The sequence below is a fragment of the Micromonospora sp. URMC 105 genome, from assembly GCF_051386295.1.
GTDB lineage: Bacteria > Actinomycetota > Actinomycetes > Mycobacteriales > Micromonosporaceae > Micromonospora.
The window spans coordinates 1-26,292 of sequence record NZ_JBPQTL010000078.1 but is presented as its reverse complement, the minus strand read 5'-3'; the positions used below and the strand labels follow the sequence as shown (position 1 = coordinate 26,292).

Here is a 26,292-nt window from a genome sequence, read left to right as displayed (position 1 = left end):
GGGTGGTGGGTGGGCTCGGGTGGGGTGGGGGTTAGGAGAAGAGGCCGCGGCGGTGGAGGGACTGGCGGAGCCAGGCGTCGAGTTGGGCGGCCCAGTCGGTGCGGTCGAGGGTGGCGTGGTCGACGGTGAAGCGGCCGAAGGCGTCGCGGCCCTCGGTGAAGACGCCGCCCCGCTTGTCCATCTCCAGCACCACCTGGGTCTGCTGCGGGTCGCTGATGAAGGTCAGCTCCAACTGGTTGATCGCGCCGGCGTACTGCGGTGCCGGGTAGAACTCGATCTCCTGGTAGAACGGCAGGCTCTGCCGTACGCCGTAGATGTGCCCCCGCTCGACGTCGGCCCGGGCGAACCGGAAGCCCAGCCGCAGCAACGCCTCCAGCAGCCGCTCCTGCGCCGGCAGCGGATGCACCGCCACCGGGTCCAGGTCACCGGAGTCGACCGCCCGCGCCACCTCCAGCTCGGTACGCAGACCCATCGTCATCCCGTGCAGGTGCTGCCCGTACAGGTCGGTCAGCGGGGTCTCCCAGGGCACGTCGAAGCGGAACGGGATGTCGTACCGCTGACCGGGCTCCAGCCGGAACGCACCGGTCATCTGCCGGCGGCCGAACTCCTGCGTGGTGTCGTACTCGGAGTCGGCGCTCTCCACCTCGACCCGGGTGACCAGGCCGAGGGCCACATAGGAGACGTCCACCTGGTGGTCCCCGCCGGCCACCTGGATCCGTCCCTCCAGGTGACCGCCCGGACGGCAGTGGGGGTTGGTCAGCACGGTCTCCACCGACGGACCACCGACCCCCATCGCCTGCATGAGCCGCTTGAAGACCACCGCGTCCTCCGTTGCCTGTACCGGCCGGCCCCGATGGCCGACCGCTGGCACGGTAACCGTCGTCGGCAAGCGGACCCGGCGACGACACCCCACCGGGGGACGGATTGCTGTCGGGTCCCCGATCGCCTCACTCCCGTTTCACGCCCCGGTTGGAAAGCTGTTCGTCACCGGCACCACTGGGGCCGGTACGCGGCACAGAAGCGGACACGGGGAGAGACTGAGATGGCCCTGCAGATGATCGACAACCAGACGCGCCCGGCCGCCACCATCGACGCCGAGCACGGCACGGAGACCCTGACCGACCTGGACGCCACCGACGAGCGCGGCATCTCGACCGACCTCGTCCGGGCGTACCTCAACGGGATCGGCCGGACGAAGCTGCTGACCGCCGCGCAGGAGGTCAGCTGGCGAAGCGCATCGAGGCGGGGCTGTTCGCCGAGGAGAAGCTCTCCGCCTGCACGCCGGTCTCCGCCGAGCTGAAGGGCGACCTGGAGCTGATCGTGGCGCAGGGCCGCGCCGCCAAGGACCACCTGCTGGAGGCGAACCTGCGGCTGGTGGTGAGCATCGCCAAGCGCTACACCGGACGCGGGATGGCGTTCCTGGACCTGATCCAGGAGGGCAACCTGGGCCTGATCCGCGCGGTCGAGAAGTTCGACTACGCCAAGGGCTACAAGTTCTCCACGTACGCCACCTGGTGGATCCGGCAGGCGATCACCCGGGCGATGGCCGACCAGGCCCGCACCATCCGCATCCCGGTGCACATGGTCGAGCAGGTCAACCGGATGGTCCGGGTCCGCCGGGAGCTGTCGGTCAGCCTGGGCCGGGAGCCCACCGTGGCCGAGGTGGCCGTGGCGCTGGAGATCCCGGAGTTCCAGGTGATCGAGCTGATCTCGTACGACCGGGAGCCGGTCAGCCTGGACCAGGCCGTCGGCGAGGACGGCGAGAGCGCGCTGGGTGACTTCGTCGCCGCGGTGGACCCGCGCCAGGAGCCGGGTGACGCGGCCGCCAACGGCGAGCTGCGCAACGAGGTGCACATCGTGCTGGCCACCCTCTCCCAGCGGGAGCAGGCGGTGATTCGGCTGCGCTTCGGCCTGGACGACGGCCGGCAGCGCACCCTGGACGAGGTGGGCAAGGAGTTCGGCCTGTCCCGGGAGCGCATCCGGCAGATCGAGAAGGTGACGCTGCTGAAGCTGCGCGCCCCGGAGCGGGCGCAGCGCCTGGAGGCGTACGCCTGCTGACCCGGCCCGCGACGAGAGGCCCCGGCGGTTCGCCGGGGCCTCTGCCGTGTGTCGGTCCCGGCGATGTCGTACTCCTCGGGCAGGGTCGGGGGTATGAACTGGACCCTGGAAGTGGTGGTGGTGCCGGTCAGCGACATCGACCGGGCCAAGGAGTTCTACGCCGACCGGCTCGGCTTCGCCGTCGACCACGACACCCGCATCGGCGACGACGTACGGATCGTGCAGCTCACTCCCCCGGGCTCCGGCTGCTCGATCGTGATCGGCCGGGGCGCGGTGCCGCAGATGCCGCCGGGCTCGCTCAAGGGTCTGCAACTGGTCGTGCCGGACCTGGAGAAGGCCCGCACGGAGCTGGTGGCGCGGGGCGTCGAGGTCAGCGAGATCCAGGTGCTGGGGCAGAACCCCCGGCCGGTGCCGCACCCGCTGGACAACGTCGGCTTCGTCTTCTTCACCGACCCGGACGGCAACGCCTGGGGCGTGCAGCAGATCTCCAGCCGGGGCTGAGCGGAGGCTCAGAAGTCAGCTGCCTCCGCGTCACAGAGGCCCCAGCACTTCTTGCGGGTCGGTGCCCAGTGCCAGCGTCTCCAGGACTGTCAGCAGTTTGCGTTCCTCGTACCTGAAGTGCGACTCCATGATCGCCGCCACACCTTCCAGGTGCCGGTGCAGCTCTGCGGGCGGGGCGGCCCGGGCTACGGCGGCCTGCAGCCCAGCCAACAGGTGAGCGATCATCGAGTGGTCCTGCTGCAGGTGACGCAGCGTGTCGGGCAGTTGGGGGTACTGCTCGGCGATCGCGGGGAACAGGTGACGGTCCTCGCCCTCGTGGTGGGCCGTGAGTGCCGTGCAGAACCCGTGACAGAACAGCAGCAGGTCCCTGGTCGCCGGCTCGACCGCCTCGCCGGCAGCTAAGGCCTGCCGGGTCACTGTCAGTGCTTCGCGCAGTCTGTCGTGGACGCTGCGCAGCTCTCGATTCCAGGCAACGAGCCTGGTGTTCTCGCCCTCACTCATAGGTGATGGGCGAAGGGACAACGATCATCATCGTTGTATTTCCTTCGATCCGGCGCCTCCATACCTGACACGGTCTGCCACCGGCACGCGACGCTGTCGCCCAGCCTAACGCCAAGCCGGGATCCACAGGGGGGCGGACCGACAGTGATCTTTCGCCGGCCAGCTGAACTGAACTGCGCTCAGAGGCGGCGCGGGCCGGTGTCCGGTCGGGCACCCGCCGCGCCGATCCGCACCCCGGCGTGCAGCACCGAGATGCCGTCCGGCCGGGCCAGCACCGGGTTCAACGTCAGCGACCGGATCCGGGGCTGCTCGTCGGCGAGCCGGCCGACCCGCAGCAGCAGCTCGGCCAGGGCGGCCCGGTCCACCGGCGCGGCGCCCCGGTGCCCCCGCAGCAGCGGCGCGGCCCGCGGCTCGTCGACCAGCTCGGCGGCGTCCCGGTCGGTCAGCGGCACCGCCCGCCAGGCCCGATCGCCGAGCAGTTCGGTGGCGACGCCGCCGAGCCCGAAGCCGACCACCGGCCCGAACGCCGGGTCCTCCATCAGCTCCACCACGCACGCCACCCCGGGCGGCACCATCGGCTGGACCAGCACCTCCGCGCCGAAGACCGCAGCCATCTCGGCGTACGCGCGGCGCAGCGCGCCCGGGTCGGCCAGGTCGAGGCGGACGGCGCCGAGGTCGAGGCGGTGCCGCAGGCCGGGGGCGGCGGCCTTGAGGGCCACCGGCCAGCCGAGCCGTTCGGCGGCGGCGACCGCCTCGTCGGCGGTGGCGGCCGGCGCGGAGCCGACCACGTCGATCCCGTACGCGGCGAGCAGCCCGGCCGGGTCGGTGGCCTCGGCGCGCAGCGCGGCCTGCCCGGCGGCGGGGTCCACCCGCGGCAGGTCGGGCAGCGCGCCCGGGTCCCGGCGCAGCCAGGCCGCGTACGTGGTGACCCGCCCGAGGGCCCGCACGGCCTCTTCCACGCTCGGGTACGCCGGCACCCCGGCCGGTACCCGCCCGGCCAGGAACGTCGCCACGGTCGGCTTGCCGGCGGCCAGCGCGGTCGGCAGGGCGCTGGTGAAGTCCGCCTCCTCCATGGTGAGCTGGCCGGGCAGCGGCGGCGCGAAGACGGCGACCAGGGCGTCCACGGCCGGGTCGGCGCTCGCCTCGGCCAGCGCCGTGCCGAACTCGGCCGCGCCGGCGTGCGGGCCGACGTCGCGCGGATACCCGTCGGCGACGGTGAGCCCCTGCGCGGCGCAGGCGGTGGCGGCGAGCCCGGTCAACGCCGAGGAGTTGCCGACCACGCCGACCCGGGGGCCGGCGGGCAGCGGCTGGTGGGCCAGGAGCACGCCGACGTCGAGCAGCTCGGCGACGGTGTCCACCCGGATCACGCCGGACTGGGCGAAGAGCGCGCTGACCGCGGCGGCGTCCAGCGCCGGTCCCTCACCGAGGCCGGCCGGGCGGGCCAGCGAGGCGAGCGCCACCACCGGCTTGTCCCGGCCGATCCGCCGGGCCAGCCGGGCGAACTTGCGCGGATTACCGAAGGTCTCCAGGTAGAGCAGGATCACGTCGGTGCCCGGATCGTCCTGCCAGTACTGGAGCAGGTCGTTGCCGGAGACGTCGGCCCGGTTGCCGGCCGAGACGAAGGTGGACAGGCCGAGGCCGCGCCGGTGGGCCTCGGCGAGCAGCGCCACCCCGAAGACGCCGGACTGGCTGAACAGGCCGACCCGGCCGGGGGCCGGCAGGAACGGGGCGAGGGTGGCGTTGAGGCGTACCTTCTCGTCGGTGTTCGCCACGCCCAGGCAGTTCGGGCCGACCACCCGCATGCCGGCGGCGTGCGCGGCGCGGACCAGCGCGCGCTGCGCCGCCGCGCCCTCACCGCCGGCCTCGGCGAAGCCGGCGGAGATGACCACCAGGCCGTGCGCGCCGGCGGCGGCGGCGTCCGCGACCACCAGGGGCGCCGCGTCGGGGGCCACGACCACGACCGCCAGGTCGATGTCGAGACCGGCGTCGGCCGCCGACGGGTACGCGGGCAGCCCGGCCACGGTGGCCGCGCTGGGATGCACCGGCACGATCGCGCCCGGGTAGCCGCCGTCGCGCAGGTGCCCGAGCACGGCCGCGCCGACGCCCTGGCCGGTGGCGCTGGCCCCGTAGACGGCGATGCCGCGCGGGGCGAGCAGCCGGGCGATCGAACGCGCCTCGGTGCGGTGCTCCCGGCCGCGCTGCACCTCCAGCGTCGACTCGGTGGGGGCGATCGGGAAGCTCAGATGCACCACGCCGTCGGCGAACTGGCGCTGGACCTGGTAGCCGAAGTCGGAGAAGACCCGCAGCATCGCGCCGTTGGCGGGCAGCACCTCGGCGACGAAGTTGACGATGCCGGCCCGCCGGGCGGCGTCGGCGAGGTGCTCCAGCAGCACCGAGCCGATCCCCCGGCCCTGGTACGCGTCCTCGACCACGAACGCCACCTCGGCCTCCGGGGCCTCCGGGCCGAGCCGCTCGTACCGGCCGACGGCGACGATCCGGTCGGCGGCGAGCACCACGAAGGCCTCCCGGTCGCGGTGGTCGACGTTGACGAAGCGTTGCAGGTCCCGGTCGGGGATGCGCGGGTACGGCGAGAAGTAGCGCAGGTAGCGGGTGCGCTCGGAGAAGCGCGAGTGCATCGCCACGATCTCCGGCCCGTCCTGCGGGCGGATCGGGCGCAGCTGGACGGTGCTGCCGTCGCTGAGCAGCACGTCCACCGGTTGGTCGACAGTGGTCACCGGTCGTCCCCTTCCCCGCCCACCGGGTCAGTCGCGGGGGTCGTGCGGGTCCAGCCCGAGCAGCGGGAAGACCGCCTTGCGGGTGGCGGCGATCGCCCGGTCCACCGAGGTCGGCTCGCCGGTCGGCTGCCACGGCTGGTACGCCGGGTCGGCGTCGTCGGTCATCCGCAGCGGGATCTCCCGGCCAGGCAGCCGCTTGGCGACCAGTTCGCGCCAGGCCGGCGGGGTCAGGGTGGCCGGCGCGATCGGGTCGCCGGTGGCGACGGCGAGCAGGTGGGTCCACGCCCGGGGCACCACCTCGGTCAGCGCGTACCCGCCGCCGCCGGTGGCGACCCAGCGGCCCTCGCAGAGTTCGTCGGCGAGCGCCCGCAGGGCCAGGTAGGTGGCGCGCTGCCCGTCGACGGTGAGATGCAGGTCGGCCAGCGGGTCGGCGCGGTGCGCGTCCGCGCCGCACTGGGTGACGAGGATCTGCGGCCGGAACGCGCGCAGCACCGACGGCACGATCGCGTGGAAGGCGCGCTGCCAGCCGGCGTCGTCGATGCCGGGCGGCAGCGGCACGTTGACCGCGCTGCCCTCCGCGCCCGGGCCGCCGGTCTCGTCGGGGAAGCCGGTGCCGGGGAAGAGCGCCAGCGGGGTCTCGTGCAGGCTGACCGTCAGCACCCGCGGGTCCCGGTAGAACATCTCCTGCACGCCGTCGCCGTGGTGCACGTCCACGTCCACGTACGCGACCCGCTCGGCGCCGAGGTCGAGCAGGCGGGCGATGGCCACCGCCGGGTCGTTGTAGACGCAGAAGCCGGCGGCCCGGTCCGGCATGGCGTGGTGCAGCCCACCGGCCACGTTCACCGCGCGGCGGGCCTCGCCCCGCCAGACCGCCTCGGCGGCGGCGACGCTGGCCCCGGCGATCAGCGCGCTGGACTCGTGCATGCCGTCGAAGACGGGATTGTCCGAGGTGCCCAGCCCGTACCCGGCGAAGAGCGGGTCGCGCGGCGCGGCCCGGACGGCGTCCAGATAGTCCGCCTGGTGCACCCGGGTCAGCAGCGCGTCGTCGGCCGGGACCGGCCGGACCAGCCGGACGCCGGGCCGGTCGAGGACGCCCAGTTCGCGGGCGAGCGCCATGGTCAGCTCGACCCGCACCGGGTCGAGCGGGTGCTCGCCCATGTCGTAGGCGAGCAGGGCCTCGTCCCACACCACCACCGTGTCGTCCGACATGGGCTCATCGTCGCACGAGCGCCGCCGGCCGCCCACCGGCACGCGCTGCTCAGCGGGGTGGTGAGTCCCCGGTGGCCACGGGCCGGTCCTCCTCGGCCACCCAGTTGCTCCAGGAGCCGACGTAGAGCGCGGCGTCCGGCCGCCCGGCCAGGTGCAGGGCGAGCACCGCCTGCGCGGCGGTCACCCCCGATCCGCAGTACGCCCCGACCGGCGTGCCCTCGGTCACCCCGGCGGCGGCGAACCGCTCGCGCAGCGCCTCGGCGGCCGGGAAGCGGCCCTCGGTGACGTACTCGGGGGCGGGCAGGTTGACCGCGCCCGGCACGTGCCCGGCGACCGGGTCGATCGGCTCGGTCTCGCCCCGGTAGCGGGGCGCCGCCCGGACGTCGAGCAGCACACCGGCGTTCGCGGCGGCGAGCCGGGCGGCCGCGTTCGCGTCCAGCACCGGCAGCGCGCCGGGGCGCACGGTCACGTCGCCCGGGGGCGGGGCCGGCGCCTCGGTGGAGGTGGGCAGGCCGGCGGCGAGCCAGGCCGGCCAGCCGCCGTGCAGCAGCCGTACCGGCCGGTGGCCGGCCCAGCGCAGGGTCCACCAGGCGCGGGCGGCGGCCATGCCGTCGCCGCCGTCGTACACCACGACGGGGTGACCGGCGCGGACGCCGGCGGCCCGCAGCGCGGCCTGGAGCGCGCCCGGGTCGGGCAGCGGGTGCCGGCCGGCGGCGCCGGGCGGGCCGCAGAGGGCGGTGTCCAGGTCGATGAAGACCGCCCCGGGCAGGTGTCCTGCCGCGTAGTCGTCCCGGCCGGGCGGGCCGGTCAGCCGCCAGCGCACGTCGAGCAGGGTGGGCGGGTCGGGCTCGGCGAGCGCGGCGGCGAGCTGCTCGGCCTCGATCAGCGGCTCCTGGTTTCCGGACATGGCGACCAGTCAACACCATCCGGGCAGCGACCTCCCGGTTCGGCACCGGCCGTTGCCGGGGCCTGCGGGGTAGCATCGTGCACCGGAGGGCTGACGTGAAACATGATTTGGTCGACACGACCGAGATGTACCTTCGCACCATCCTGGAGCTGGAAGAGGAGGGTGTGCCGCCGTTGCGTGCGCGGATCGCGGAACGGCTGCGACAGAGCGGGCCCACCGTCAGCCAGACCGTTGCCCGGATGGAGCGCGACGGCCTGCTCACCGTGGAGGGCGACCGGCACCTGGCGCTGACCCCGCTGGGTCGCAACAGCGCCGTCTCCGTGATGCGCAAGCACCGCCTCGCCGAGCTGCTGCTGGTGAACGTCATCGGCATGCCCTACGAGGAGGCCCACGAGGAGGCCTGCCGGTGGGAGCACGTGATGAGCGACGCCGTCGAGAAGCGGGTCTACGACCTGCTCAACCGGCCCACCCGGTCGCCGTACGGCAACCCGATCCCGGGGCTGGAGGAGCTGGGCTCGCCGGAGCCCGAGGCCGACCTGGCCGAGGGTGAGCGCAACCTGGCCTTCCCCGGCCTCTCCGGGACGGTCGTGGTGCGGCGGATCTGCGAGAGCGTGCAGACCGACGCCGACGTGCTGCGCCAGCTGCACGCCGCCGGGGTCGACCCGGGTGCCACGGTCACGGTCGCGCAGGAGCGGGACGGGGTGTTCATCGACCGCTCGGGCGAGCGGGTCCGGCTGCCCCGCGAGGTCGCGTCCCGGGTCTTCGTCGCCGCCCACTGACGGCTCGGGCCGCCTGCTCTCCGGGGTCACCACCCCGGTCCGCGCGGGCGGCCCGTTTTCGTCGGCGCGCCCCCTCACATGGCGCGGGTGTTGATCTTCTTGGCCAGGGCCACCAGCTTGCCGGTCAGCTCCTCCGCCTCGGCCTTCGCCGCGCGCGGCGCGCAGGTCCAGCGCAGGGTGGCCAGCCGGTCCTCGGTGGCGAGCCAGCCGACCTCGGCCACCGGCCCCTGCTTCGCCGTCTTGGCCAAGGTGCGGCGGTAGGCGACCTGACCCAGCTTCGACACCTTCGTCGTCCCCCCGGGCAGCACGTCCGCGTTGAAGGTGGCGACGTCGATCGAGGTGTCGGTGACGGTCAGGGTCAGCTCGGGCAGCGCCGCCGACCCGCTGCGTACCACGCAGGTGTGGGTGTCGCCCTTGTCGCTGGCGGCGGCCACGTCGAACCGGACGCCGGTGTGCTCCTCGATCACCGCGAAGTCCAGCAGCCGGCACGCGCCACCAGAGGAGGCTGCCGCCACCTCGACCGTCACCGGTTCGACCGGCGGCACGGCCACCGGTCGGGGCTGGGCGCCGCAGCCGGCGGTCAGCAGGACGGCTGAGGCGGTGAGCCAGATCCGCGCGTACACGGGGAAACCTCCGCGGTCGTCGGCGGGAGGGGGGTGTCCGCCGGATGTCCGTCGGACACCGTACGGGCAAGCGTGCCGACGCGGAAGTCCTTCGCCGCGCGCCCAGAACGGGGCTTCACCGGGCGTCGCGGTCCGCGACCGCCGCGTCACCCAGGCGTGTCCAGGTAGGCGCCGATCGTCGACACGAACAGCGAGCGACCCACCGCCCGCAGCCCGACATCGGCGGAAGCCAGCACAAGCCGTACCCCGTCCGCCACGGACGTCGCCTCGACGTCGACCGTCATGTCGGTCGACACGCCGTCGACGGACAGCTGCCGCACACCGCTCAGCTCCAGCGTGATCTGCACCGTGGTGAAGCCGCCCGCCCGCCACTTCGGTGGCGGATTCCTCGGATAGGACGGCAGGTCGAGCCGGAGCCGGAGAGCTGGACCGTCACGGTGGATCGCGATCTCGTGGAGGTGCACGCCCCGCAGCGCCGGCGGCTCACTGTCGTAGATGATTCGCAGCCCTGCCGGGTTGCTGAGAACTTCGGTCCAGCTCACCGGCCCCCTCCCGAACCGCACGGGTTCGCCGGCAGGTCGCGCATCCGGCGCAGTGGGGAGCAGACCACGAAGAGCGCCGCGCTCCACGTCCCCAACGCCGTCACGACGAGCGCCGGCCGCAACCCCCACTGGCTGCCGAGCGTCCCGCCGAAGAGCGCGCCGAGCGGCACCACCCCGAAGCAGATCCACAGGAACGAGGCGTTGACCCGGCCGAGCAGCTCCGGCGGGGTGATGCGCTGCCGGTACGACAGGATGGCGACGTTGAACAGCACCGCGTTGGCGGAGAACGCGGCGAGGCCGACGGCGTAGAGCACCAGTCCCCAGCCGGGCCGGGCCAGCGGCACCAGCAGGTAGAGCGGCCCCGGGACGGCCATCGCGACCCAGATCACCCGCGCCGAGCCGAGCCACCGGGAGAGCCGGTCGGCAAGCGCGCCGCTGACCAGCCCGCCCACCGCGCCGAGGGAGAAGACCACCCCGACCACCGCCGGGGAGGCGTGCAACTCCCGCACCAGGTAGGTGACCTCGAGGGAACTGGTCGCCATGGCGAAGAAGTTGGACGTGGTCACGCAGGCCAGGATCCGTACCAGGATGGGCTGCCGGCGGATGAACCCCAGCCCTTCGGTGAGCGCGGCGCGCACCGGCACCCGGCCGGCGGTCGCCGGGCGGGTGGCGGCCGGCTGCCGGATCAGCAGCAACGTCACCGCGCTGACCACGAAGGCGAAGGCCGTCCCGAGGAAGGTCCGCGCCGCGCCGACGAGCCCGGTCAGCGCCCCGCCGACCATCGGCCCGAACAGTTGGGCCGCGTCCTGGCTGACGGCGAGCCGGGCGTTGCCTTCGACGAGCTGCTCCGCCGGCACCAGCCGCGGCAGCGTGCTCTTGTACGCCACGGTGAACAGCACCGTCAGCACGCCGGAGAGGCTGACCACGACGTACAGGAAGGGCAGGGTGAGTCGACCGGCCAGGGCGGCCATCGGCAGCGACAGCAGCAGCGCGGCGCGGCCGAGGTCGCAGGCGACCATCAGCCGCCGCTGGTCGACCCGGTCGGCGAGCAGGCCGGCGGGGAGCGAGAAGAGCAGGTACGGCAGCCAGGCCAGGAAGGTCAGCAGGGCGACCTGGAACACGCTCGCGCGCAGGGTGTCGGCGGCGAGCAGCGGTACGGCCACCCCGGAGATCCGGGTGCCGACCTCGCTGACCGTCTGCCCGCCCCAGAGCAGCGCGAAGTTGCGGCTGCGCCAGAGCGTCCGGGGGCGGGTCCGCTGCGGCGCGGCGGCCACCGGGGGCGGGGTCACGGGTCACCACTTCCGGGCGGGAGCACGGACCACGGGGGCCCTCGCCGAACCGGCGGCTCGGCCGACCCAACCTAGGCGGCGGCACCGGTGCGGGCACCCGAATATCGCCGGGCCGACGGTCAGTCGTCGACGTACGGGCAGTGCCGGCAGCCCCGCCCGCAGCAGGTGCCCCGCCGGGCCAGGAAGCCGGCGCTGAGCACGAAGAGCCCACTGGACGGGTCGAGGTAACCGGCCTCACCGGCGGTGAGCGCGGCAGCCTGGGCGGCGAGGATGCGCTCCCGGTCGGGGTGCTCCGGCGGCAGCCGCGACGGGTGCGGCTCGGTCAAGGGTCGGTCCGCCACCGGTCGCCGCTCTGCACCCACCGGCGCAGTCTACGAAGCCGTCCGCCGTCTCCCGCCACCCGTCGGGGTCACACGCCCGGCGGGCCGGTCTCGGCGCGTACCCGCAGGAGCAGGTCGATGAAGGGGCCGGGCCGTTGGAAGAGCGACCGGTGTCCCGCGCCGTCGAGCACCACGTGCTCCTTGCGGGGCGCTTCGAGCTGGGCGTACCACTGCCGCAGCAGCACCAGCCGGCCGGGCACCTCGTGGACGCCGTCCACCAGGTACACCGGCACCTGGAGCCGGCGGATCTCGCGGCGCAGGTCGAGGTCCTGGAGCTGCGGGTAGAGCACGTCCCAGCCGTCGAGCGTGCCACCGAGCACGTGCGCCTTCTCCAGCAGCGTGTACTCGGGCACGCCCAGGTTGGTGACCGCGCCGTCCCGGCCCTCGCTGGCGCCGGTGCGCTCGTGGTCGAACGCGCCCGTCTCGTTGGCGAGCAACGGCTCGTAGGTGTACAGGTCCGCGTACGGCGGCGGGCCGAGGTCGGTGAGTTGCCGCGCCAGCTCGGACCGGCCGGTGCGGCGGGCCCAGGCGACGGTGTCGGCGTACTGGCTGCGGTCGGCCTCGCGCAGGTCGATCGCCTGGCCGACGCCGACGTAGGCGCGGAACCGCTCCGGGTGCCGCTGCACGGCGGTCACCCCGACCAGCGAGCCGCCGGAGTGCGCCATCAGGTAGACCTTCTCCTGCCGGAACCGCCCGCGCAGGTGGTCGACCACGGCGACGGCGTCGGCGACCTCGCTGTCCAGCGTGAACGTCGACGAGGGCGCGAAGGCCGCCCAGGACTTCGCCGCGCCGCGCCGGTCCAGGGTGGCCACCACGAAGTGCCGTTCCAGGTCGGCGAGGTGCCGGCGTACCGCGCCGATCTCGGAGCTGCCCGGCGCACCGGGCAGGAAGAGCAGGACGGGTGCGTTGGCGTCCGCCCCGCGCAGCATCAGCCCCAGCTCGCGGTCGCCGCTGCGGACGGTGGTCAGCTCGGCGACCCCGCCCGCGATCGGTGCCGTCCTCGCCGGCAGCGCCACCGCCACCGTGACCAGCAGGAGGAGCGCGGCGAGCAGACCGACCGCGCCGCGGCCCAGCCAGATCCACAGCGGGTGCCGCCGCCGAGCGGGCCGGCGGGCGTCGCTCGCGCCGCCGACCCCGGTTCCCGGCCCGGCTGGATCTTCCGCGCTCGCCGGTCGGTCGCCAGGGGTGGCGGGGGAACGGCCCTCACCGGCCGACGCGGGGGTGGCGGATGGACGGCCCTCGTCGCTCTCCCGACGGTCGCGCCTGGTGGCGGTGCGACGGGCGATTCCGGCGCCGTAGGCGGCCCCGACCAGCAGCGGCAGCAGGGTCAGCAGGCCGTGCAGGCCCCGGCCCAGGATCAGCGCGCCGACACCGAAGCCGCTCAGGTGCGGGGCGTCCACGGACGGCCCGCGCAGCCGCATCCGGGCCAGTTCGACGGCGAGCGCGAAGAGCACCGGGGCGACCGGCATCGACCAGCGGGAGCGGCTGAGCCAGCCGGCGAGCAGCCCGACGGCGAGGCTGACCAGGACGGAGCCGACGGCGTCGAGGTTTCCGCCCGGGCCGCGCGGGGTCCACCAGCCGACGACCAGACCCCAGACGACCGGGCCCAGGACCGCGAGGACCACGGCCAGACGGGTACGGGGAAACGACGGCATCGCCATGACACCTCACCGGGCTCGACGTCGGCTGGACCGCCAGACTAGTGAAGACGAGCCTCACCGGCTGTCCCGTTCCCGTGACCCACGGCGAACGCCGCCGTGGCCTGCCGCAGGTCGACGACCGACCGATCGTGTCGGAGGTCTGCACCATGCTGAGCCCGACGGGCTTCGACAGTGGAGGGACGGCGGATGCGGAAGATCGTCGTACAGATGAGCGTGTCGCTCGACGGGTTCTTCGAGGGCCCCGGCGGCGACCTCGGCTGGCACCTGGTCGACGACGAACTGCACCGCCACTTCAACGCCGAACTGCGCCCCATGGGCGGGTTTCTCAACGGGCGCCGCGCCTACGAGTTGATGGCCGAGTTCTGGCCGACCGCTGACCGCGACCCGGCCGCCAGCGCGCCCGTGGTGGAGTTCGCCGGCATCTGGCGGGACATGCCGAAGATCGTCTACTCGCGGACGCTGGAGCGGGCCGACTGGAACGCCACCGTCGTCCGGGAGGTCGTACCCGACGAGGTCCGGCGGCTCAAGGCCGAGCCGGGCGGGGACCTGGCCCTCGGCGGCGCGGACCTGCTCGCCACCTTCCTGCGCCACGACCTGGTCGACGAGTACCGGCTCTACGTCCACCCGGTCGTGCTCGGCGCCGGCCGCCCGCTCTTCCCCGCCTCGGGCGACCGTCATCCGCTGCGCCTGACGGGGACCCGCACCTTCGGCAACGGCGTCGTCCTGCTGCGGCACGAGCGCGCCCGGGACTGACCGGACCGCACCGGCGGCGGGCCCAAGCCCGGGGAAGAGCGTTGGTTTTCCGGTCGGCCCGGCCTATGGTGGGCGGCATGCGTCTGTCCGGGCAGCAGGAGAGCACCGCCGTCATCACGACGGCGGCGCCCGCTGCTGTGCGCCGGCCCGCCCCTCGGGTCACCGTGGCGACCCGTGTCGTGCGAGTCGCGGTCGCGCCGTCGCGCGCCGGCTCGGTCGCCCCCGGACTGCCGAGCCCCGCCGGACGTAGCCCTCCTGGACCGGTGCACATCTCGTGAACGGCCACCAGGGCGAAGCTTCGAAAGCTTCGGCCCTTTTTTCTTTTTCCGAGGAGCTACGCCATGACCACGCACACCCAGCCGGGCCGGCAGGACTGGATCGACGCCCTGCGGTCGACCCTGACGTCCGACTTCGAGATGCACACCGCCCGGCTGACCGAACTCACCGCCGACACCGGCGACCCGGCCGAGGCCCACACCCGCGACGCGCTGATCGCCGCCACCCGGCAGAGCCTGGAACAGATCACCGGGGCGCTGCGGCGCATCGCCGAGGGCCGGTACGGGATCTGCGAGCGGTGCGCCGCGCCGATCCCACCGGAGCGCCTGGAGGTGCTGCCGCACGCCCGCTTCTGCGTGCCCTGCCAGCAGAAGCAGCACTGACCTGCGGGACGGGGCTGCCGCGCCGGCGCGGCAGCCCCCGCCCGTACGGCCCTTACGGCACGCCGGAGGGCGGGTTCACCCGAACCAGGTCATCGCCTGCCCGTGCGAGCGGGTCCAGGCGAGCGGCCGCCCGTCGAGCGCCAGCACGTTGTGCAGCGTCTCGCCCGGCGGCTCCGGCAGCGCGTCGTGGGCCAGCACCTCCGCGGCCTCGTTCGAGATCCAGTGGCCGGGTAGCCCGCGTACCAGCTCGGTGAACGCCTCCCGCCGCCGCGGCGGCACCAGGTAGAGCACCGAGGTGTGGAACACCACCAGCGTCGCCCCGGCCGGCGCCCGCGCGGCCAACGCCGGCAGGTCGTCCACCAGGTCGCCGCGGACCAGCAGCGGCGGCTCGGCCGCGGCGACGGCCGCCGCCGCGCGGAGCCGGGCCCGCCGGTGCTCGTGCTCCGGCCAGATGAGGGCGTCGAGCCAGTCGACGTCCGCGGGATCGGTCACGTCGAGCGGGTGCAGGTCCAGGCCGGCCCGCCACACCACCTCAGGCAGTCGGGTCGGTGGCGCCGTCCCGGTCACCGCGCAGTCGAGGACCGGTCCGTCCGCGCCGAGCGCGTGCTCGCCGTAGCGGTAGGCGTACCGGTCGGGGTAGAGACAGAGCCCGGCGGACGCGCCGACCTCCAGCAGCGCCAGCGGCTGCGGCAACGCGGCGAGCACCGGCAGCAGTACGGCACAGCGCCCCGGCTCGTTGGTCTGGGTGGCCCGGGTGTGCAGCTCCGCCTCGACCGCCGGCCAGTTCGCCACCGTGAACTCGCGGAACGCGACCGGGTCGTGCACCGGCCCGCCGAGCAGCCGGACGACGCCGAAGAGCAGGTTCGGCTGCCGCTTGTGCGGTGGCAGCGTGGCGAGCAGGGCGAGCAGCTCGTCGTCGCGCGACACGGCGAGGGAGAGGCGCTCGTAGGCGGGCGACGTGCCGCGGGCCTCCCGGGTGGCGAACTCGGCGTAGCTCGCGGCGAGGGTCATGTGTCGATGATCGCACCGGCCCTCACGCGAAAAGTCCCCCGGACCGTGGCGGTCCGGGGGACGTTCCGGTGATCAGGCCGGCCGGTCGGAGTCGACCTGCCGGCAGACCGAGTGGGTCAGCTGCAGCCGCTGGTGGAGCCGCAGCCCTCGCAGACGTAGCAGCTACCGGCGGGGCGCATCTTGGTGCCGCAGGTGAAGCAGAGCGGCGCGTCGGCCGCCTTGCCGATCACGGCCTCCAGCAGCTCGGTGGAGGAGCCCACCGCCGGTGCCGGCTTGGCGGCGGCCACCTCGGCGACCTCCTGCGCCGGCTGGGCGACCGGGCCGGTCTTCGGCTCCGGCGACTCGACCGGAGCCGAGGACGCCATCGCGGTCAGGTCGGTGCCGGCGCTCTCCGCCTCGGCCTCGGCCCGCAGCTGGGCGGCCCGCTCCTGCGCGGTGAAGATGCCCAGCTCCGCGCGGCGCTCGTACGGCAGGAAGTCCAGGGCCAGGCGACGGAAGATGTAGTCCATCACCGAGGCGGCCATCCGCACGTCCGGGTCGTCGGTCATGCCGGCCGGCTCGAAGCGCATGTTGGTGAACTTGCTGACGAACGTCTCCAGCGGCACGCCGTACTGCAGGCCGATCGAGATGGCCACCGAGAAGGCGTCCATCACGCCGGCCAGGGTCGAGCCCTGCTTCGACATCTTGAGGAAGACCTCGCCGAGGCCGTCGTCCGGGTAGGACGACGCGGTGAGGTAGCCCTCGGCGCCGCCGACGGAGAAGCTGACCGTCTCCGACGGGCGCTTCTTCGGCAGCCGCTTGCGCACCGGCCGGTACTCGACGACCTTCTCCACCACCGGGGCGGCGGTCTCGACGGCGGCCGGGGCCGACTCGGTGGCCTTGTTCGGCTTCGCCACCGACAGCGGCTGGCCGACCTTGCAGTTGTCCCGGTAGATCGCCAGCGCCTTGAGGCCGAGCTTCCAGCCCTCGAAGTAGATCTTCTCGACGTCCTCGACGGTGGCCTGCTCCGGCATGTTGACCGTCTTGGAGATGGCGCCGGAGATGAACGGCTGGACCGCCGCCATCATCCGCACGTGCCCCATCGGGGCGATGGAGCGCTCGCCCATCGCGCAGTCGAAGACCGGGTAGTGCTCCGGCTTGAGGCCCGGGGCGTCCACCACGTGGCCGTGGTCGGCGATGTGCTCGACGATCGCCTCGACCTGCTCCTCGGGGTAGCCGAGGCTGCGCAGGGCGCGCGGCACGGTCTGGTTGACGATCTGCATCGAGCCGCCGCCGACCAGCTTCTTGAACTTGACCAGCGCCAGGTCCGGCTCGACGCCGGTGGTGTCGCAGTCCATCATCAGGCCGATGGTGCCGGTGGGGGCGAGCACGCTGGCCTGCGAGTTGCGCCAGCCGAACTTGTCACCGACCTTGTTGCCCTCGGTCCACTGCTTGGTGGCCTCCCGCTGGATGGCGGTGGCGACCGTACCGGCCGGCTTGATCGCGTCGTTGGCGGCGGCGTGCTTGCGCATGACCCGCTTGTGCGGCTCGGCGTTGCGGGCGTAGCCCTCGTACGCGCCGACGATGCCGGCCAGCTCGGCGGAGCGGCGGTACGCGGTGCCGGTCATCAGCGAGGTGATCGCCGCGGCGACCGAGCGGCCCTGCTCCGAGTCGTACGGCAGGCCCGAGGCCATCAGCAGCGCGCCCAGGTTGGCGTACCCGATGCCGAGCTGCCGGTAGGCGCGGGTGGTCTCGCCGATCTTCTCGGTCGGGAAGTCGGCGAAGCAGATCGAGATGTCCATCGCGGTGATGACGAACTCGACGCTCTTGACGAACTTCTCCACCTCGAAGCCGCCGTCGGCGCGGAGGAACTTCATCAGGTTGAGCGAGGCCAGGTTGCACGAGGAGTTGTCCAGGTGCAGGTACTCCGAGCACGGGTTCGACGCGGTGATCCGCCCGGTCTCCGGGCAGGTGTGCCAGTCGTTGATGGTGTCGTCGTACTGCAGGCCGGGGTCGGCGCACTCCCAGGCGGCCTGGGAGATGGTGCGGAACAGCTTCTTCGCGTTGATCGTCTCGATGGTCTGCCCGTCGAGCCGGCCGCGCAGGTCGAAGCCGCCGTCGTTCTCCACCGCGGTCATGAACTCGTCGGAGACCCGGACCGAGTTGTTGGCGTTCTGGTACTGCACGCTGACGATGTCGGCGCCGCCCAGGTCCATGTCGAAGCCGGCGTCCCGCAGCGCGCGGATCTTGTCCTCCTCGCGCGCCTTGGTGACCACGAACTCCTCGATGTCGGGGTGGTCCACGTCGAGGATGACCATCTTGGCCGCGCGCCGGGTGGCGCCACCGGACTTTATGGTCCCGGCGGAGGCGTCGGCGCCGCGCATGAAGCTGACCGGGCCGGAGGCGGTGCCGCCGGAGGAGAGCAGCTCGCGCGAGGAGCGGATCCGGGACAGGTTGACGCCGGAGCCGGAGCCGCCCTTGAAGATGAGCCCCTCCTCCTTGTACCAGTCCAGGATGGAGTCCATCGAGTCGTCGACCGCGAGGATGAAGCAGGCGCTGACCTGCTGCGGCGACGGGGTGCCGACGTTGAACCAGACCGGCGAGTTGAAGCTGAACACCTGGTGCAGCAGCATCCAGGTCAGCTCGTGCGCGAAGACCTCGGCGTCCGCCGGGCTCGCGAAGTAGTTGTGCTCCTCACCGGCCTTGCGGTAGGTGGTGACCACCCGGTCGATCAGCTGCTTGAGCGACCACTCGCGCTCCGGGGTCCCCACCGCGCCCCGGAAGTACTTGGTGGTCACGATGTTGGCCGCGTTGACGCTCCAGGACTCGGGGAACTCCACCCCGCGCTGCTCGAAGTTGATCGAGCCGTCCCGCCAGTTCGTCATCACGACGTCGCGGCGCTCCCACGCCACCTCGTCGTAGGGGTGCACGCCCTCGGTCGTCCAGACCCGCTGCACCTTGAGCCCCGTCACCGCGCCGTTCTTCGCTGCCCGCGACCGGCTGGCTGTCACGCCGTCCCCCGCCATCTCATCCGCCCCCTCGTCTGCGCGGTCACCCACCGCGCGTCGTCATCTGTCAGAAAATCGCAAAAATCAACTGGTACGGCCGGCCGCGCCGGCCTCTTCGCGGGCCCGAGCGGCGGCCCGCAGGGTCTCGATCTCGCGCTCGAAGTCGGCGAGCGAGTCGAAGGACCGGTAGACGCTGGCGAAGCGGAGGTAGGCCACCTCGTCCAGGTCCCGCAGCGGCCCCAGGATCGCCAACCCCACCTCGTGGCTCGGGATCTCGGCGGCCCCCTTGGCCCGGACGGTCTCCTCGACCTTCTGCGCCAGCAGGGCGATCGAGTCCTCGTCCACCGGCCGGCCCTGGCACGCCTTGCGCACCCCGCCGATGATCTTGGTCCGGCTGAACGGCTCGGTCACCCCGCTGCGCTTGACCACCGCGAGCACGGCCTCCTCGACCGTGGTGAACCGCTTGCCGCACTCCGGGCAGGAGCGGCGGCGACGGATCAGCTGCCCGTCGTCGGCCTCCCGCGAGTCGACCACCCGGGAGTCGGCGTGTCGGCAGTACGGACACCGCATAGCCGGACCTCCTTTGATCGACCGTGGGTGCCCGCCGACCGTCTCCGGGCACGCGTCGAGGCGGCGGGGCCACCATCGGTGGCCGTCGCCGTCGTCGACGGTGCGGGAGTGCGGTCGGTAGTCGAACCCAACCTGTAGGCAACTTACGCCCGTGTGACTACTACATCTAGGGGTCGACCGTATGCCGCCGACCCGGCGTGGTCAAGTTGGCGGCGTGTCCGGCGCGTCACCTGGAAAACCGCCGCGCGCCGGCCACCGACATCCCCAACGGCGGGGCCCGCGGGAGGTTACCGCCCGCCCGGCCGGGACGCGAGAAACGGACGGCCACCGCGAAAGCACCTCTCGGTCGAACAGGAGTTCGACGACCGCGTACCATTTATCAGAACGCACGTTCGAGTTTCCAGGAATACCGCGCCGACACGCCGACGCAGCTCGTACAGATGTTTGAAAATGACCGATCCCACCTATACGGTCATGAACGAACCGGGCGCGTCGCACGACGTCGGGCGCGGCCGCGACACCCCCGCACGCACCACGAGCCGACAAGGCACCCAGCGCCGACCAGGGAGGACGGACGTGACCGAGGACCGGGCCAGCCGGCAGAAGAACCCGCAGCAGATCGCCGAGGCGGGTCCGCCGGCCATTCGGCGCCCCCGCCCCGCGCGCAGCCGGACCGGGCAGCCGGCCGCCGTGCGTGCGGTCACCCCGGTCGTCAGCAGCTTCCCCGACCCGGCCGCGGTCGACCTCACCGCGCGGCAGCGCCGGATCCTGGAGTTCATCCGCAGCTGGGTCGAGCGGCAGGGCTACCCGCCGAGCGTGCGCGAGATCGGCGAGGCGGTGGGCCTGGTCTCCCCGTCGAGCGTCGCCTACCAGCTCAAGGAGCTGGAGAAGAAGGGCTTCCTGCGCCGCGACCCCAACCGGCCGCGCGCGGTGGACGTCCGGGCCCCCAGCGACGCCGTCGACGACGAGCTGAGCCGCTCCCAGCGGCCCGCTCCGGCGTACGTGCCGATGCTGGGCCGGATCGCCGCCGGTGGCCCGATCCTCGCCGAGCAGGCGGTGGAGGACATCTTCCCCCTCCCCCGCGAGCTGGTCGGTGAGGGCGAGGTCTTCATGCTCCAGGTCAAGGGCGACTCGATGCTCGACGCGGCGATCTGCGACGGCGACTGGGTGGTGGTCCGGCAGCAGCCGACCGCCGACTCCGGTGAGATCGTGGCCGCCATGCTCGACGGCGAGGCGACCGTCAAGACCTACCGGCGGCGCGACGGGCACGTCTGGCTGATGCCGCAGAACCCGGCCTTCGACCCGATCCCCGGCGACGACGCCACCATCATGGGCCGGGTCGTCGCGGTGCTGCGCCGGATCTGACCCCACACACCGCACGACGGGTGGCCGCCCCTGCCGGGGCTGCCACCCGTCGTCGTCTCACCTCATCGCGCAATCGCGGCCGACCGGCGCGGTCGGCGCGGCGCGCACGTCTCAGTAGCGCTCGCCCCGGCCGGGCGGCTGCCCGTACCCGTACTGTCCGCCGCGCCGCTCGTCGTACCCCTCGTCCTGGCGCGGACCGGAGCGCGGGTCCCGGGGCTGACGACGCGGCGGTTCCGCCCGACCGCCGGCGCCGTAGACACCGCCGCCGCCGCGCGGGCCGCCACCGTTGGGTGCGCCACCCCGCGGGCCGCCGCCGTTGGGCGGGCCACCGGGGACACCGCCACGCGGGCCACCGCCGCCCTGGGCGCCCGCCGGGGCCCCGCCGTAGACACCGCCACCCGCCGGCCGGCCCCCGCCGTACACGCCGCCACCGGGACGGCCGCCGCCCGGTCCGGCCGGACGCCCGCCACCCGGCGCGCCGGGTCCGTCGGGACGGGCACCCCCCGGTGCCGCTGCGGGGCGGGCTCCGCCGTACACGCCGCCTCCGGGCCGACCCGGGGCACCACCGGCCGGCTTCGGAGCGCCGTAGACGCCACCGCCGGCCGGAGCGCCGCCGTAGACGCCACCGCGCGGACCGTCCCGGCCGGCGTCGCCGGGGCCGAACCCGTCGTCGGGGCCCCGGTCGATCGCACCGGAGGAGAACGCGTCGTCGCCGTCGCGGCCGTCGTCCGCCGGGGCGGGGCGGCGCCGGGACCGCAGGATGCCGAAGATGCCCGCGGCGACCAGCAGCGCGCCCACCACGCCGACCGCACCGATCAGATAGGTGATCTGGTCCAGGCTGAGCGTGTCGAACCAGGACTTCTCCGTCGCCGGCTTCTTGGCGTCGGCGCCCCTGGCCAGCGCCTCGGCACCGGTCGTCGACGGGGTGTACGCGAGGATGTCGATCTGGTCGTCGGCGCTGAGCGTGCCGGCGTCCGAGACGGTCAGGAACGTCTTCCCGTCCGGGGTGTAGGAGATCGCCTCGCCGAACGGGTCGGCCAGCGGGGTCACCCGTGGCTTGCCGGTGGTCAGCGCCGCCACGACGTCGTCGCCGGTCACGTCGTACTCGAAGGCGTCCGCGTAGGTGCGCAGCACCACCTTCGAGCCGTCGGGCGAGCGTGCCGCCCCGGTGATCGCCACCCGGCCGAAGATGTTCATCGGGTTGTCGGTGGTGGTCTCCGGCAGCGCGACCTCGCCGACCTTCTTCATCGGCACCGGCTCGGTGTCACCCTTGGGCAGCTTCCCCGCCGGGGCGTAGATCCCGGCCTTGCCGCTGGGCACCTTGGTGATCACCAACGGCAGGCCGTCGGCGCCGACGAGCAGCGCCTCCGCGTCGTGCTGTTTCTGGTCCGGGTACGACATCCGGTGCAGCACCGGCTGCTTGCCGCCGCCGATCGGCATGCTCCACACCGCGATCCGGGAACGCCGCTCCGAGCCCGGGTTGTTGCCGATGTCGGCGATCCAGAGCGTCGTCTTGTCCGGCGAGACGGCAAGGTCCTCGGTGTCGAAGGGGCCCGACCCGGTGTAGCCGACGTCCTTGGTGACCCGGCACTTCGTGTCGAGGTAGAAGACCCGCTTGCGGTTGGCCTGCAGCGAGCTGTCGTTGACCACGATGTAGCCGCTCTTGGTGGCCACCAGCCCGGACATCTCGCGCAACCGCTCGTCGGTCACGGTGCAGCGCTTCTTCGGCGCAGGGGCGGCGGTCGCCGGTGCCGCGACGGCGACACCTGGGTACGCCACGGTCGCCCCCAGCAGGCCGAGGGCAACCGTGACCGAAGAAACAGCGCGGCGCATGGCGCCAGTGTCGCATGCCGCAGCGGACGGGCGTGTCACGCCGGGAGCGCTACCGCGCCCCGGCGACCGCCTCCGTGACGGCGTACGGCGCCAGCTCGGTGGCGAGCGCCGTACCGACGCGCACGTGCAACTCGGTGCCCTCGGGCAGGTGGGCGGTGCTCAGCACCTCGCCCTGGCGGTGCAGCCGGGCCACCAGGTCACCCCGGTCGTACGGGAGCACCACGCGGACCTCCACCGCCGGGCGGGGCAGCCGCTCCTCCACGACCTGGCGCAGCCCGTCGAGGCCGCGCCCGGTGTGCGCGGAGACGAAGACCGCGTCCGGCCAGAGCCGCTTGAGCCGCAGCAGGGTGTCCTCGTCGGCCGCGTCGGTCTTGTTGACCACCAGCAGCTCGGGCAGCCGGTCGGCGCCCACCTCGGCGAGCACCTCGCGGACCGCGCGGACCTGCTCCTCCGGGTCGGGGTGGGTGCCGTCGACGACGTGCACCACCAGGTCCGCCTCGGCGACCTCCTCCAGGGTCGAGCGGAACGCCTCGACGATCTGGTGCGGCAGGTGCCGGACGAATCCGACCGTGTCGGAGAGCGTGTAGAGCCGGCCGTCGGCGGTGGTGGCCTTGCGGGTGGTCGGGTCGAGGGTGGCGAACAGGGCGTTCTCCACCAGCACCCCGGCCCCGGTCAGCCGGTTGAGCAGGCTCGACTTGCCGGCGTTGGTGTAGCCGGCGATCGCCACGGCGGGCACGGCGTTACGGGAACGACGGGCGCGCTTAGTCTGGCGTACCGTCTTCATGCCCTTGATCTCCCGGCGCAGCCGGGCGATGCGGTGGCGGATCCGCCGCCGGTCGGTCTCCAGCTTGGTCTCACCGGGACCACGCAGACCCACGCCGCCGCCGGCGCCGCCGCCGCGACCGGAACCACCGGTCTGCCGGGACAGCGTCTCACCCCAACCGCGCAGGCGCGGCAGCAGGTACTCGAGCTGGGCCAGCTCGACCTGTGCCTTGCCCTCCTTGCTCTTGGCGTGCTGGGCGAAGATGTCGAGGATCAGCGCGGTCCGGTCGACGACCTTGACCTTGGTGCGCTGCTCCAGGTTGCGCAGCTGGGACGGCGACAGCTCACCGTCGCAGATGACGGTGTCCGCGCCGGTGGCGAGGACCATCGCACCGAGGTCGTCGACCTTGCCCCGGCCGATGTAGGTGGCCGGATCCGGCCGGGTACGCCGCTGGATCAGCCCTTCGAGCACCTGCGAGCCGGCCGTCTCGGCCAGCGCCGCCAGCTCGGTCAGCGAGTTCTCGGCGTCGCTCTGCGTGCCCTCGGTCCAGACGCCCACCAGGACCACCCGCTCCAGGCGCAGCTGCCGGTACTCGACCTCGGTGATGTCGGTGAGTTCGGTGCTGAGGCCGGGGACGCGCCGCAGCGACTGACGCTCCGACAGTTCCATCTCGCCGGTGGTGACATCGAGCTCCTCGTCCTCGAAGGGCACGAAGCTCTCCTGGTTCCGCAAACCGGTCTCCTGTCCGTTTTGACGCTAAGAAAAGTAATCCTGACATGTGTCAACGCCGGGCGCACCTGCTATATGCCCACCGTGGGCGAGGTGGCAAAAGTCGGGGCCGGATGCCGGGCGACCTCGGCAGGCGGGTAGAAATGCTGGCGAGCCGCTCAGCGTCGACGGAGGGACCCCGTGGCAATCACCCGACTACCGAGTGCCGGATTCTCGATCACGATCCGGATCGCGGTACCCGCGGACGCCTCCTCGATCGGCCGCCTGACCACCGCGGTCGGCGAGGCCGGGGCGATCGTCACCGCGCTGGACGTGGTCGACTCCGACCCGACCAGCGTCATCGTCGACCTCACCTGCGACACCGCCGACGCCAGCCACGCCGACCAGGTGGTCGACGCGCTGACCGCGCTGGACGGCGTCGACGTGCGCAAGGTCTCCGACCGGACGTTCCTGCTGCACCTGGGCGGCAAGATCGAGGTCAGCCCGAAGGTCGCGCTGCGTACCCGCGACGAGCTGTCCCGCGCGTACACCCCGGGGGTGGCCCGGGTCTGCATGGCCATCGCGGAGAACCCGGCGGACGCCCGACGGCTGACCATCAAGCGCAACACCGTCGCGGTGGTCAGCGACGGCTCGGCCGTACTGGGCCTGGGCAACCTCGGGCCGGCGGCGTCGCTGCCGGTGATGGAGGGCAAGGCCGCGCTGTTCAAGCGCTTCGGCGGGGTGGACGCCTGGCCGGTGGTGCTGGACACCCAGGACACCGACGAGATCGTGCAGATCGTCAAGGCGATCGCCCCCGCGTACGGCGGGATCAACCTGGAGGACATCGCCGCGCCGCGCTGCTTCGAGATCGAGGCCCGGCTGCGCGAGGCGCTGGACATCCCGGTGTTCCACGACGACCAGCACGGCACCGCGATCTGCGTGCTGGCCGCGCTGACCAACGCGCTGCGCGTCGTGGGCAAGCAACTCTCGGACGTCCGGGTGGTCGTCTCCGGGGCCGGCGCGGCCGGCACCGCGATCATGAAGCTGCTGCTGCGCCAGGGCGTGGGCGACATCATCGCGTACGACCGGCAGGGCGCCCTGCACCGCGGGCTGCCCGACCTCAACCCGGCCTGGCAGTGGCTGGCGGAGCACACCAACAAGGAGAACTACGCCGGCGACCTGCCCGGGGCGGTACGCGGCGCGGACGTCTTCATCGGCGTGAGCGCGCCGAACCTGCTCACCGGCGACGACATCGCCACCATGGCGAAGGACGCGATCGTCTTCGCGCTGGCCAACCCGGACCCGGAGGTCGACCCCCGGGAGGCGCGCAAGCACGCCGCGGTGGTCGCCACCGGCCGCTCGGACCAGCCGAACCAGATCAACAACGTGCTCGCCTTCCCCGGCGTGTTCCGGGGCATGCTCGACGCGCACGCCGAGGAGTTCACCGAGGAGATGGCGATCGCAGCGGCCCGGGCCATCGCGGACGTGGTCGGCGAGGACAAGATCAACCCGACGGTGATCGTGCCGAGCGTCTTCGACTCCCGGGTCGCCCCGGCCGTCGCCGCCGCCGTCCGCGCCGCCGCCACCGCACCGACCCGGGTCCCGGCGGCCGATCCCGGCCCGGCCGACCTCCCCGAGATCGCCGCCAACGCCGCCGCCACCCCCTGACCCACCTCCGAGGCTGACCCACTTTCGGGCTGACCCACTTTCGGGTGCGGTCACCCTCCTCCGGGCGGGTTCAGCCCTGACCCACCTTGCGTCGGCCCCTGCCTCACCTTTGGGTGCGTTTCTTGTCGCCGCGGCGACAAGAAACGCACCCAAACCGCGCAGCCCCACCTCACCCCGTCCGCCGCGCCGTCCGGCAGCGCCCGACGCCAGGGTGGCGCAGCGCAACGGGCAGCGAGCCGCAGCACAGCCCCCACCTCGCCCTCCGCGGCAGCACCGGATGCCAGAGTGGCGTAGAGCAGCGCAGCGGGACCAGCGGGCAGCGGCACAGCCCTCACCCCGCCCGCCGCGACTCCCAGTAGCGCCGGAGCTCAGCGCGACCGCGGCACGCGGGGCCGTGAGCAGCAGCACAAGCTGCCCCAGTCCGCAGCTCCCCCCTCACCATCGCCACGCCCATCCGTGTTGATCATGAGGTTGGCGGGGCACTTTGCCCCTTTTGCTGCCGCTAACTTCATGATCAACGGGTTGAATCCGGAGCGGGTCCTGCGCCCGCGCCCCTGGGGGGTCGATCAAGGAGTTTTGGTCGGCGGAGGGCGCTGATTTGACGCAAACCTCTTGATCAACCGGCCGAGCGGCGCGAACCCGGGGCAGGCCCGAGGCGGGTCTGCCAGTACGGGCGCGACGGGGGGTCGCGGGCGCGACGGGAGGCGGGGCGGGAGCCGAAGGGCCGCAGTCGCAGCCGGTGGTCACGGGCCGCAGTCGGAGCCGAGGGGCAGGGCGGCAAGGCCAGCGG

At 73.2% G+C, this 26,292-nt stretch carries 21 protein-coding genes and 1 pseudogene; 7 read left to right on the top strand and 15 right to left on the bottom strand.

Features of this window, described 5'->3' with window-relative positions:
• Positions 1-31: 31 nt before the first annotated feature.
• Entirely contained in the window at positions 32-820 is a 789-nt protein-coding gene (locus ACSNN7_RS21810) for a sporulation protein (RefSeq protein ID WP_436682804.1), read from the bottom strand.
• 222 nt (positions 821-1,042) lie between these two features.
• Between ACSNN7_RS21810 and sigB the strand changes: the two are divergent.
• Positions 1,043-2,058 (top strand): annotated as a pseudogene (sigB, locus tag ACSNN7_RS21805) (RNA polymerase sigma factor SigB).
• Positions 2,059-2,151: 93 nt separating this feature from the next.
• A complete protein-coding gene (locus ACSNN7_RS21800; RefSeq protein WP_436682803.1) occupies positions 2,152-2,559 on the top strand; it encodes a VOC family protein in 408 nt (135 codons plus the stop codon).
• Positions 2,560-2,589: 30 nt separating this feature from the next.
• Here ACSNN7_RS21800 and ACSNN7_RS21795 read toward each other — a convergent pair whose 3' ends face one another.
• The 4 genes from ACSNN7_RS21795 to ACSNN7_RS21780 all read right to left on the bottom strand — a co-directional run bounded on the left by ACSNN7_RS21795 (position 2,590) and on the right by ACSNN7_RS21780 (position 7,911).
• Positions 2,590-3,060, bottom strand: a complete 471-nt coding sequence (locus tag ACSNN7_RS21795; RefSeq protein ID WP_436682802.1) for a hemerythrin domain-containing protein — start codon at positions 3,058-3,060, stop codon at positions 2,590-2,592.
• Between the two features lie 179 nt (positions 3,061-3,239).
• A complete protein-coding gene (locus ACSNN7_RS21790; RefSeq protein WP_436682801.1) occupies positions 3,240-5,795 on the bottom strand; it encodes a bifunctional acetate--CoA ligase family protein/GNAT family N-acetyltransferase in 2,556 nt (851 codons plus the stop codon).
• A gap of 27 nt (positions 5,796-5,822) precedes the next feature.
• A complete protein-coding gene (locus ACSNN7_RS21785) occupies positions 5,823-7,004 on the bottom strand; it encodes an acetoin utilization protein AcuC (protein WP_436682800.1) in 1,182 nt (393 codons plus the stop codon).
• A 49-nt stretch (positions 7,005-7,053) separates the two neighbouring features.
• On the bottom strand, positions 7,054-7,911 hold the full coding sequence (locus tag ACSNN7_RS21780) for a sulfurtransferase (RefSeq protein ID WP_436682799.1): 858 nt from the start codon (positions 7,909-7,911) through the stop codon (positions 7,054-7,056).
• A 95-nt stretch (positions 7,912-8,006) separates the two neighbouring features.
• Between ACSNN7_RS21780 and ACSNN7_RS21775 the strand changes: the two genes are divergently transcribed.
• Positions 8,007-8,690 carry a metal-dependent transcriptional regulator gene (locus ACSNN7_RS21775; RefSeq protein WP_436682798.1) on the top strand — a complete coding sequence of 228 codons (684 nt, stop codon included), beginning with the start codon at positions 8,007-8,009 and terminating at the stop codon, positions 8,688-8,690.
• A 74-nt stretch (positions 8,691-8,764) separates the two neighbouring features.
• On the opposite strand, the gene ACSNN7_RS21770 is transcribed toward ACSNN7_RS21775, so the two are convergent.
• From ACSNN7_RS21770 to ACSNN7_RS21750, 5 genes are all read right to left on the bottom strand, one after another.
• On the bottom strand, positions 8,765-9,313 hold the full coding sequence (locus ACSNN7_RS21770; RefSeq protein WP_436682797.1) for a hypothetical protein: 549 nt from the start codon (positions 9,311-9,313) through the stop codon (positions 8,765-8,767).
• 146 nt (positions 9,314-9,459) lie between these two features.
• Positions 9,460-9,855 carry an Imm50 family immunity protein gene (locus ACSNN7_RS21765; RefSeq protein WP_436682796.1) on the bottom strand — a complete coding sequence of 132 codons (396 nt, stop codon included), beginning with the start codon at positions 9,853-9,855 and terminating at the stop codon, positions 9,460-9,462.
• Positions 9,852-11,144 (bottom strand): MFS transporter, encoded by a 1,293-nt coding sequence (locus tag ACSNN7_RS21760; RefSeq protein ID WP_436682795.1) that lies wholly within the window; start codon positions 11,142-11,144, stop codon positions 9,852-9,854. The genes ACSNN7_RS21765 and ACSNN7_RS21760 overlap by 4 nt, the downstream gene beginning before the upstream one ends.
• Before the next feature lie 119 nt (positions 11,145-11,263).
• Entirely contained in the window at positions 11,264-11,506 is a 243-nt protein-coding gene (locus ACSNN7_RS21755; RefSeq protein WP_436682794.1) for a DUF5522 domain-containing protein, read from the bottom strand.
• Between the two features lie 47 nt (positions 11,507-11,553).
• Complete coding sequence (locus ACSNN7_RS21750; RefSeq protein ID WP_436682793.1) at positions 11,554-13,179, bottom strand: alpha/beta fold hydrolase; 1,626 nt, start codon at positions 13,177-13,179, stop codon at positions 11,554-11,556.
• Between the two features lie 192 nt (positions 13,180-13,371).
• Here ACSNN7_RS21750 and ACSNN7_RS21745 point away from each other — a divergent pair, with 192 nt between their 5' ends.
• Positions 13,372-13,938, top strand: coding sequence for a dihydrofolate reductase family protein (locus tag ACSNN7_RS21745; protein ID WP_436682792.1), 567 nt, complete (start codon positions 13,372-13,374; stop codon positions 13,936-13,938).
• 341 nt (positions 13,939-14,279) lie between these two features.
• Positions 14,280-14,597 carry a TraR/DksA family transcriptional regulator gene (locus ACSNN7_RS21740; protein ID WP_436682791.1) on the top strand — a complete coding sequence of 106 codons (318 nt, stop codon included), beginning with the start codon at positions 14,280-14,282 and terminating at the stop codon, positions 14,595-14,597.
• Between the two features lie 75 nt (positions 14,598-14,672).
• Here the strand turns inward: ACSNN7_RS21740 and ACSNN7_RS21735 are convergent, their stop codons facing one another.
• The 3 genes from ACSNN7_RS21735 to nrdR form a co-directional block, all read right to left on the bottom strand.
• On the bottom strand, positions 14,673-15,608 hold the full coding sequence (locus ACSNN7_RS21735) for a DUF2332 domain-containing protein (RefSeq protein ID WP_436682790.1): 936 nt from the start codon (positions 15,606-15,608) through the stop codon (positions 14,673-14,675).
• Positions 15,609-15,724: 116 nt separating this feature from the next.
• Positions 15,725-18,613, bottom strand: coding sequence for a vitamin B12-dependent ribonucleotide reductase (locus tag ACSNN7_RS21730; protein WP_436682805.1), 2,889 nt, complete (start codon positions 18,611-18,613; stop codon positions 15,725-15,727).
• 66 nt (positions 18,614-18,679) lie between these two features.
• Positions 18,680-19,165, bottom strand: coding sequence for a transcriptional regulator NrdR (gene nrdR / locus ACSNN7_RS21725; RefSeq protein ID WP_436682789.1), 486 nt, complete (start codon positions 19,163-19,165; stop codon positions 18,680-18,682).
• A 576-nt stretch (positions 19,166-19,741) separates the two neighbouring features.
• Between nrdR and lexA the strand changes: the two genes are divergently transcribed.
• Entirely contained in the window at positions 19,742-20,530 is a 789-nt protein-coding gene (gene lexA / locus ACSNN7_RS21720; RefSeq protein ID WP_436682788.1) for a transcriptional repressor LexA, read from the top strand.
• A gap of 111 nt (positions 20,531-20,641) precedes the next feature.
• Here lexA and ACSNN7_RS21715 read toward each other — a convergent pair whose 3' ends face one another.
• Positions 20,642-22,363 (bottom strand): hypothetical protein, encoded by a 1,722-nt coding sequence (locus tag ACSNN7_RS21715; protein WP_436682787.1) that lies wholly within the window; start codon positions 22,361-22,363, stop codon positions 20,642-20,644.
• A 49-nt stretch (positions 22,364-22,412) separates the two neighbouring features.
• Positions 22,413-23,858, bottom strand: coding sequence for a GTPase HflX (gene hflX / locus ACSNN7_RS21710; protein ID WP_436682786.1), 1,446 nt, complete (start codon positions 23,856-23,858; stop codon positions 22,413-22,415).
• A 177-nt stretch (positions 23,859-24,035) separates the two neighbouring features.
• Here hflX and ACSNN7_RS21705 point away from each other — a divergent pair, with 177 nt between their 5' ends.
• Positions 24,036-25,502, top strand: coding sequence for an NAD-dependent malic enzyme (locus ACSNN7_RS21705; RefSeq protein ID WP_436682785.1), 1,467 nt, complete (start codon positions 24,036-24,038; stop codon positions 25,500-25,502).
• Positions 25,503-26,292: the final 790 nt, after the last annotated feature.

Excerpts from the sequence above, each read along its gene's own strand:
- ACSNN7_RS21745 (WP_436682792.1), top strand. The coding sequence starts at position 13,372 with ATGCGGAAGATCGTCGTACAGATGAGCGTGTCGCTCGACGGGTTCTTC.
- ACSNN7_RS21730 (WP_436682805.1), bottom strand. The coding sequence starts at position 18,613 with ATGGCGGGGGACGGCGTGACAGCCAGCCGGTCGCGGGCAGCGAAGAAC.
- ACSNN7_RS21715 (WP_436682787.1), bottom strand. The coding sequence starts at position 22,363 with ATGCGCCGCGCTGTTTCTTCGGTCACGGTTGCCCTCGGCCTGCTGGGG.
- ACSNN7_RS21750 (WP_436682793.1), bottom strand. The coding sequence starts at position 13,179 with ATGCCGTCGTTTCCCCGTACCCGTCTGGCCGTGGTCCTCGCGGTCCTG.
- ACSNN7_RS21800 (WP_436682803.1), top strand. The coding sequence starts at position 2,152 with ATGAACTGGACCCTGGAAGTGGTGGTGGTGCCGGTCAGCGACATCGAC.
- ACSNN7_RS21795 (WP_436682802.1), bottom strand. The coding sequence starts at position 3,060 with ATGAGTGAGGGCGAGAACACCAGGCTCGTTGCCTGGAATCGAGAGCTG.
- ACSNN7_RS21735 (WP_436682790.1), bottom strand. The coding sequence starts at position 15,608 with ATGACCCTCGCCGCGAGCTACGCCGAGTTCGCCACCCGGGAGGCCCGC.
- ACSNN7_RS21780 (WP_436682799.1), bottom strand. The coding sequence starts at position 7,911 with ATGTCCGGAAACCAGGAGCCGCTGATCGAGGCCGAGCAGCTCGCCGCC.
- nrdR (WP_436682789.1), bottom strand. The coding sequence starts at position 19,165 with ATGCGGTGTCCGTACTGCCGACACGCCGACTCCCGGGTGGTCGACTCG.
- ACSNN7_RS21785 (WP_436682800.1), bottom strand. The coding sequence starts at position 7,004 with ATGTCGGACGACACGGTGGTGGTGTGGGACGAGGCCCTGCTCGCCTAC.
- ACSNN7_RS21740 (WP_436682791.1), top strand. The coding sequence starts at position 14,280 with ATGACCACGCACACCCAGCCGGGCCGGCAGGACTGGATCGACGCCCTG.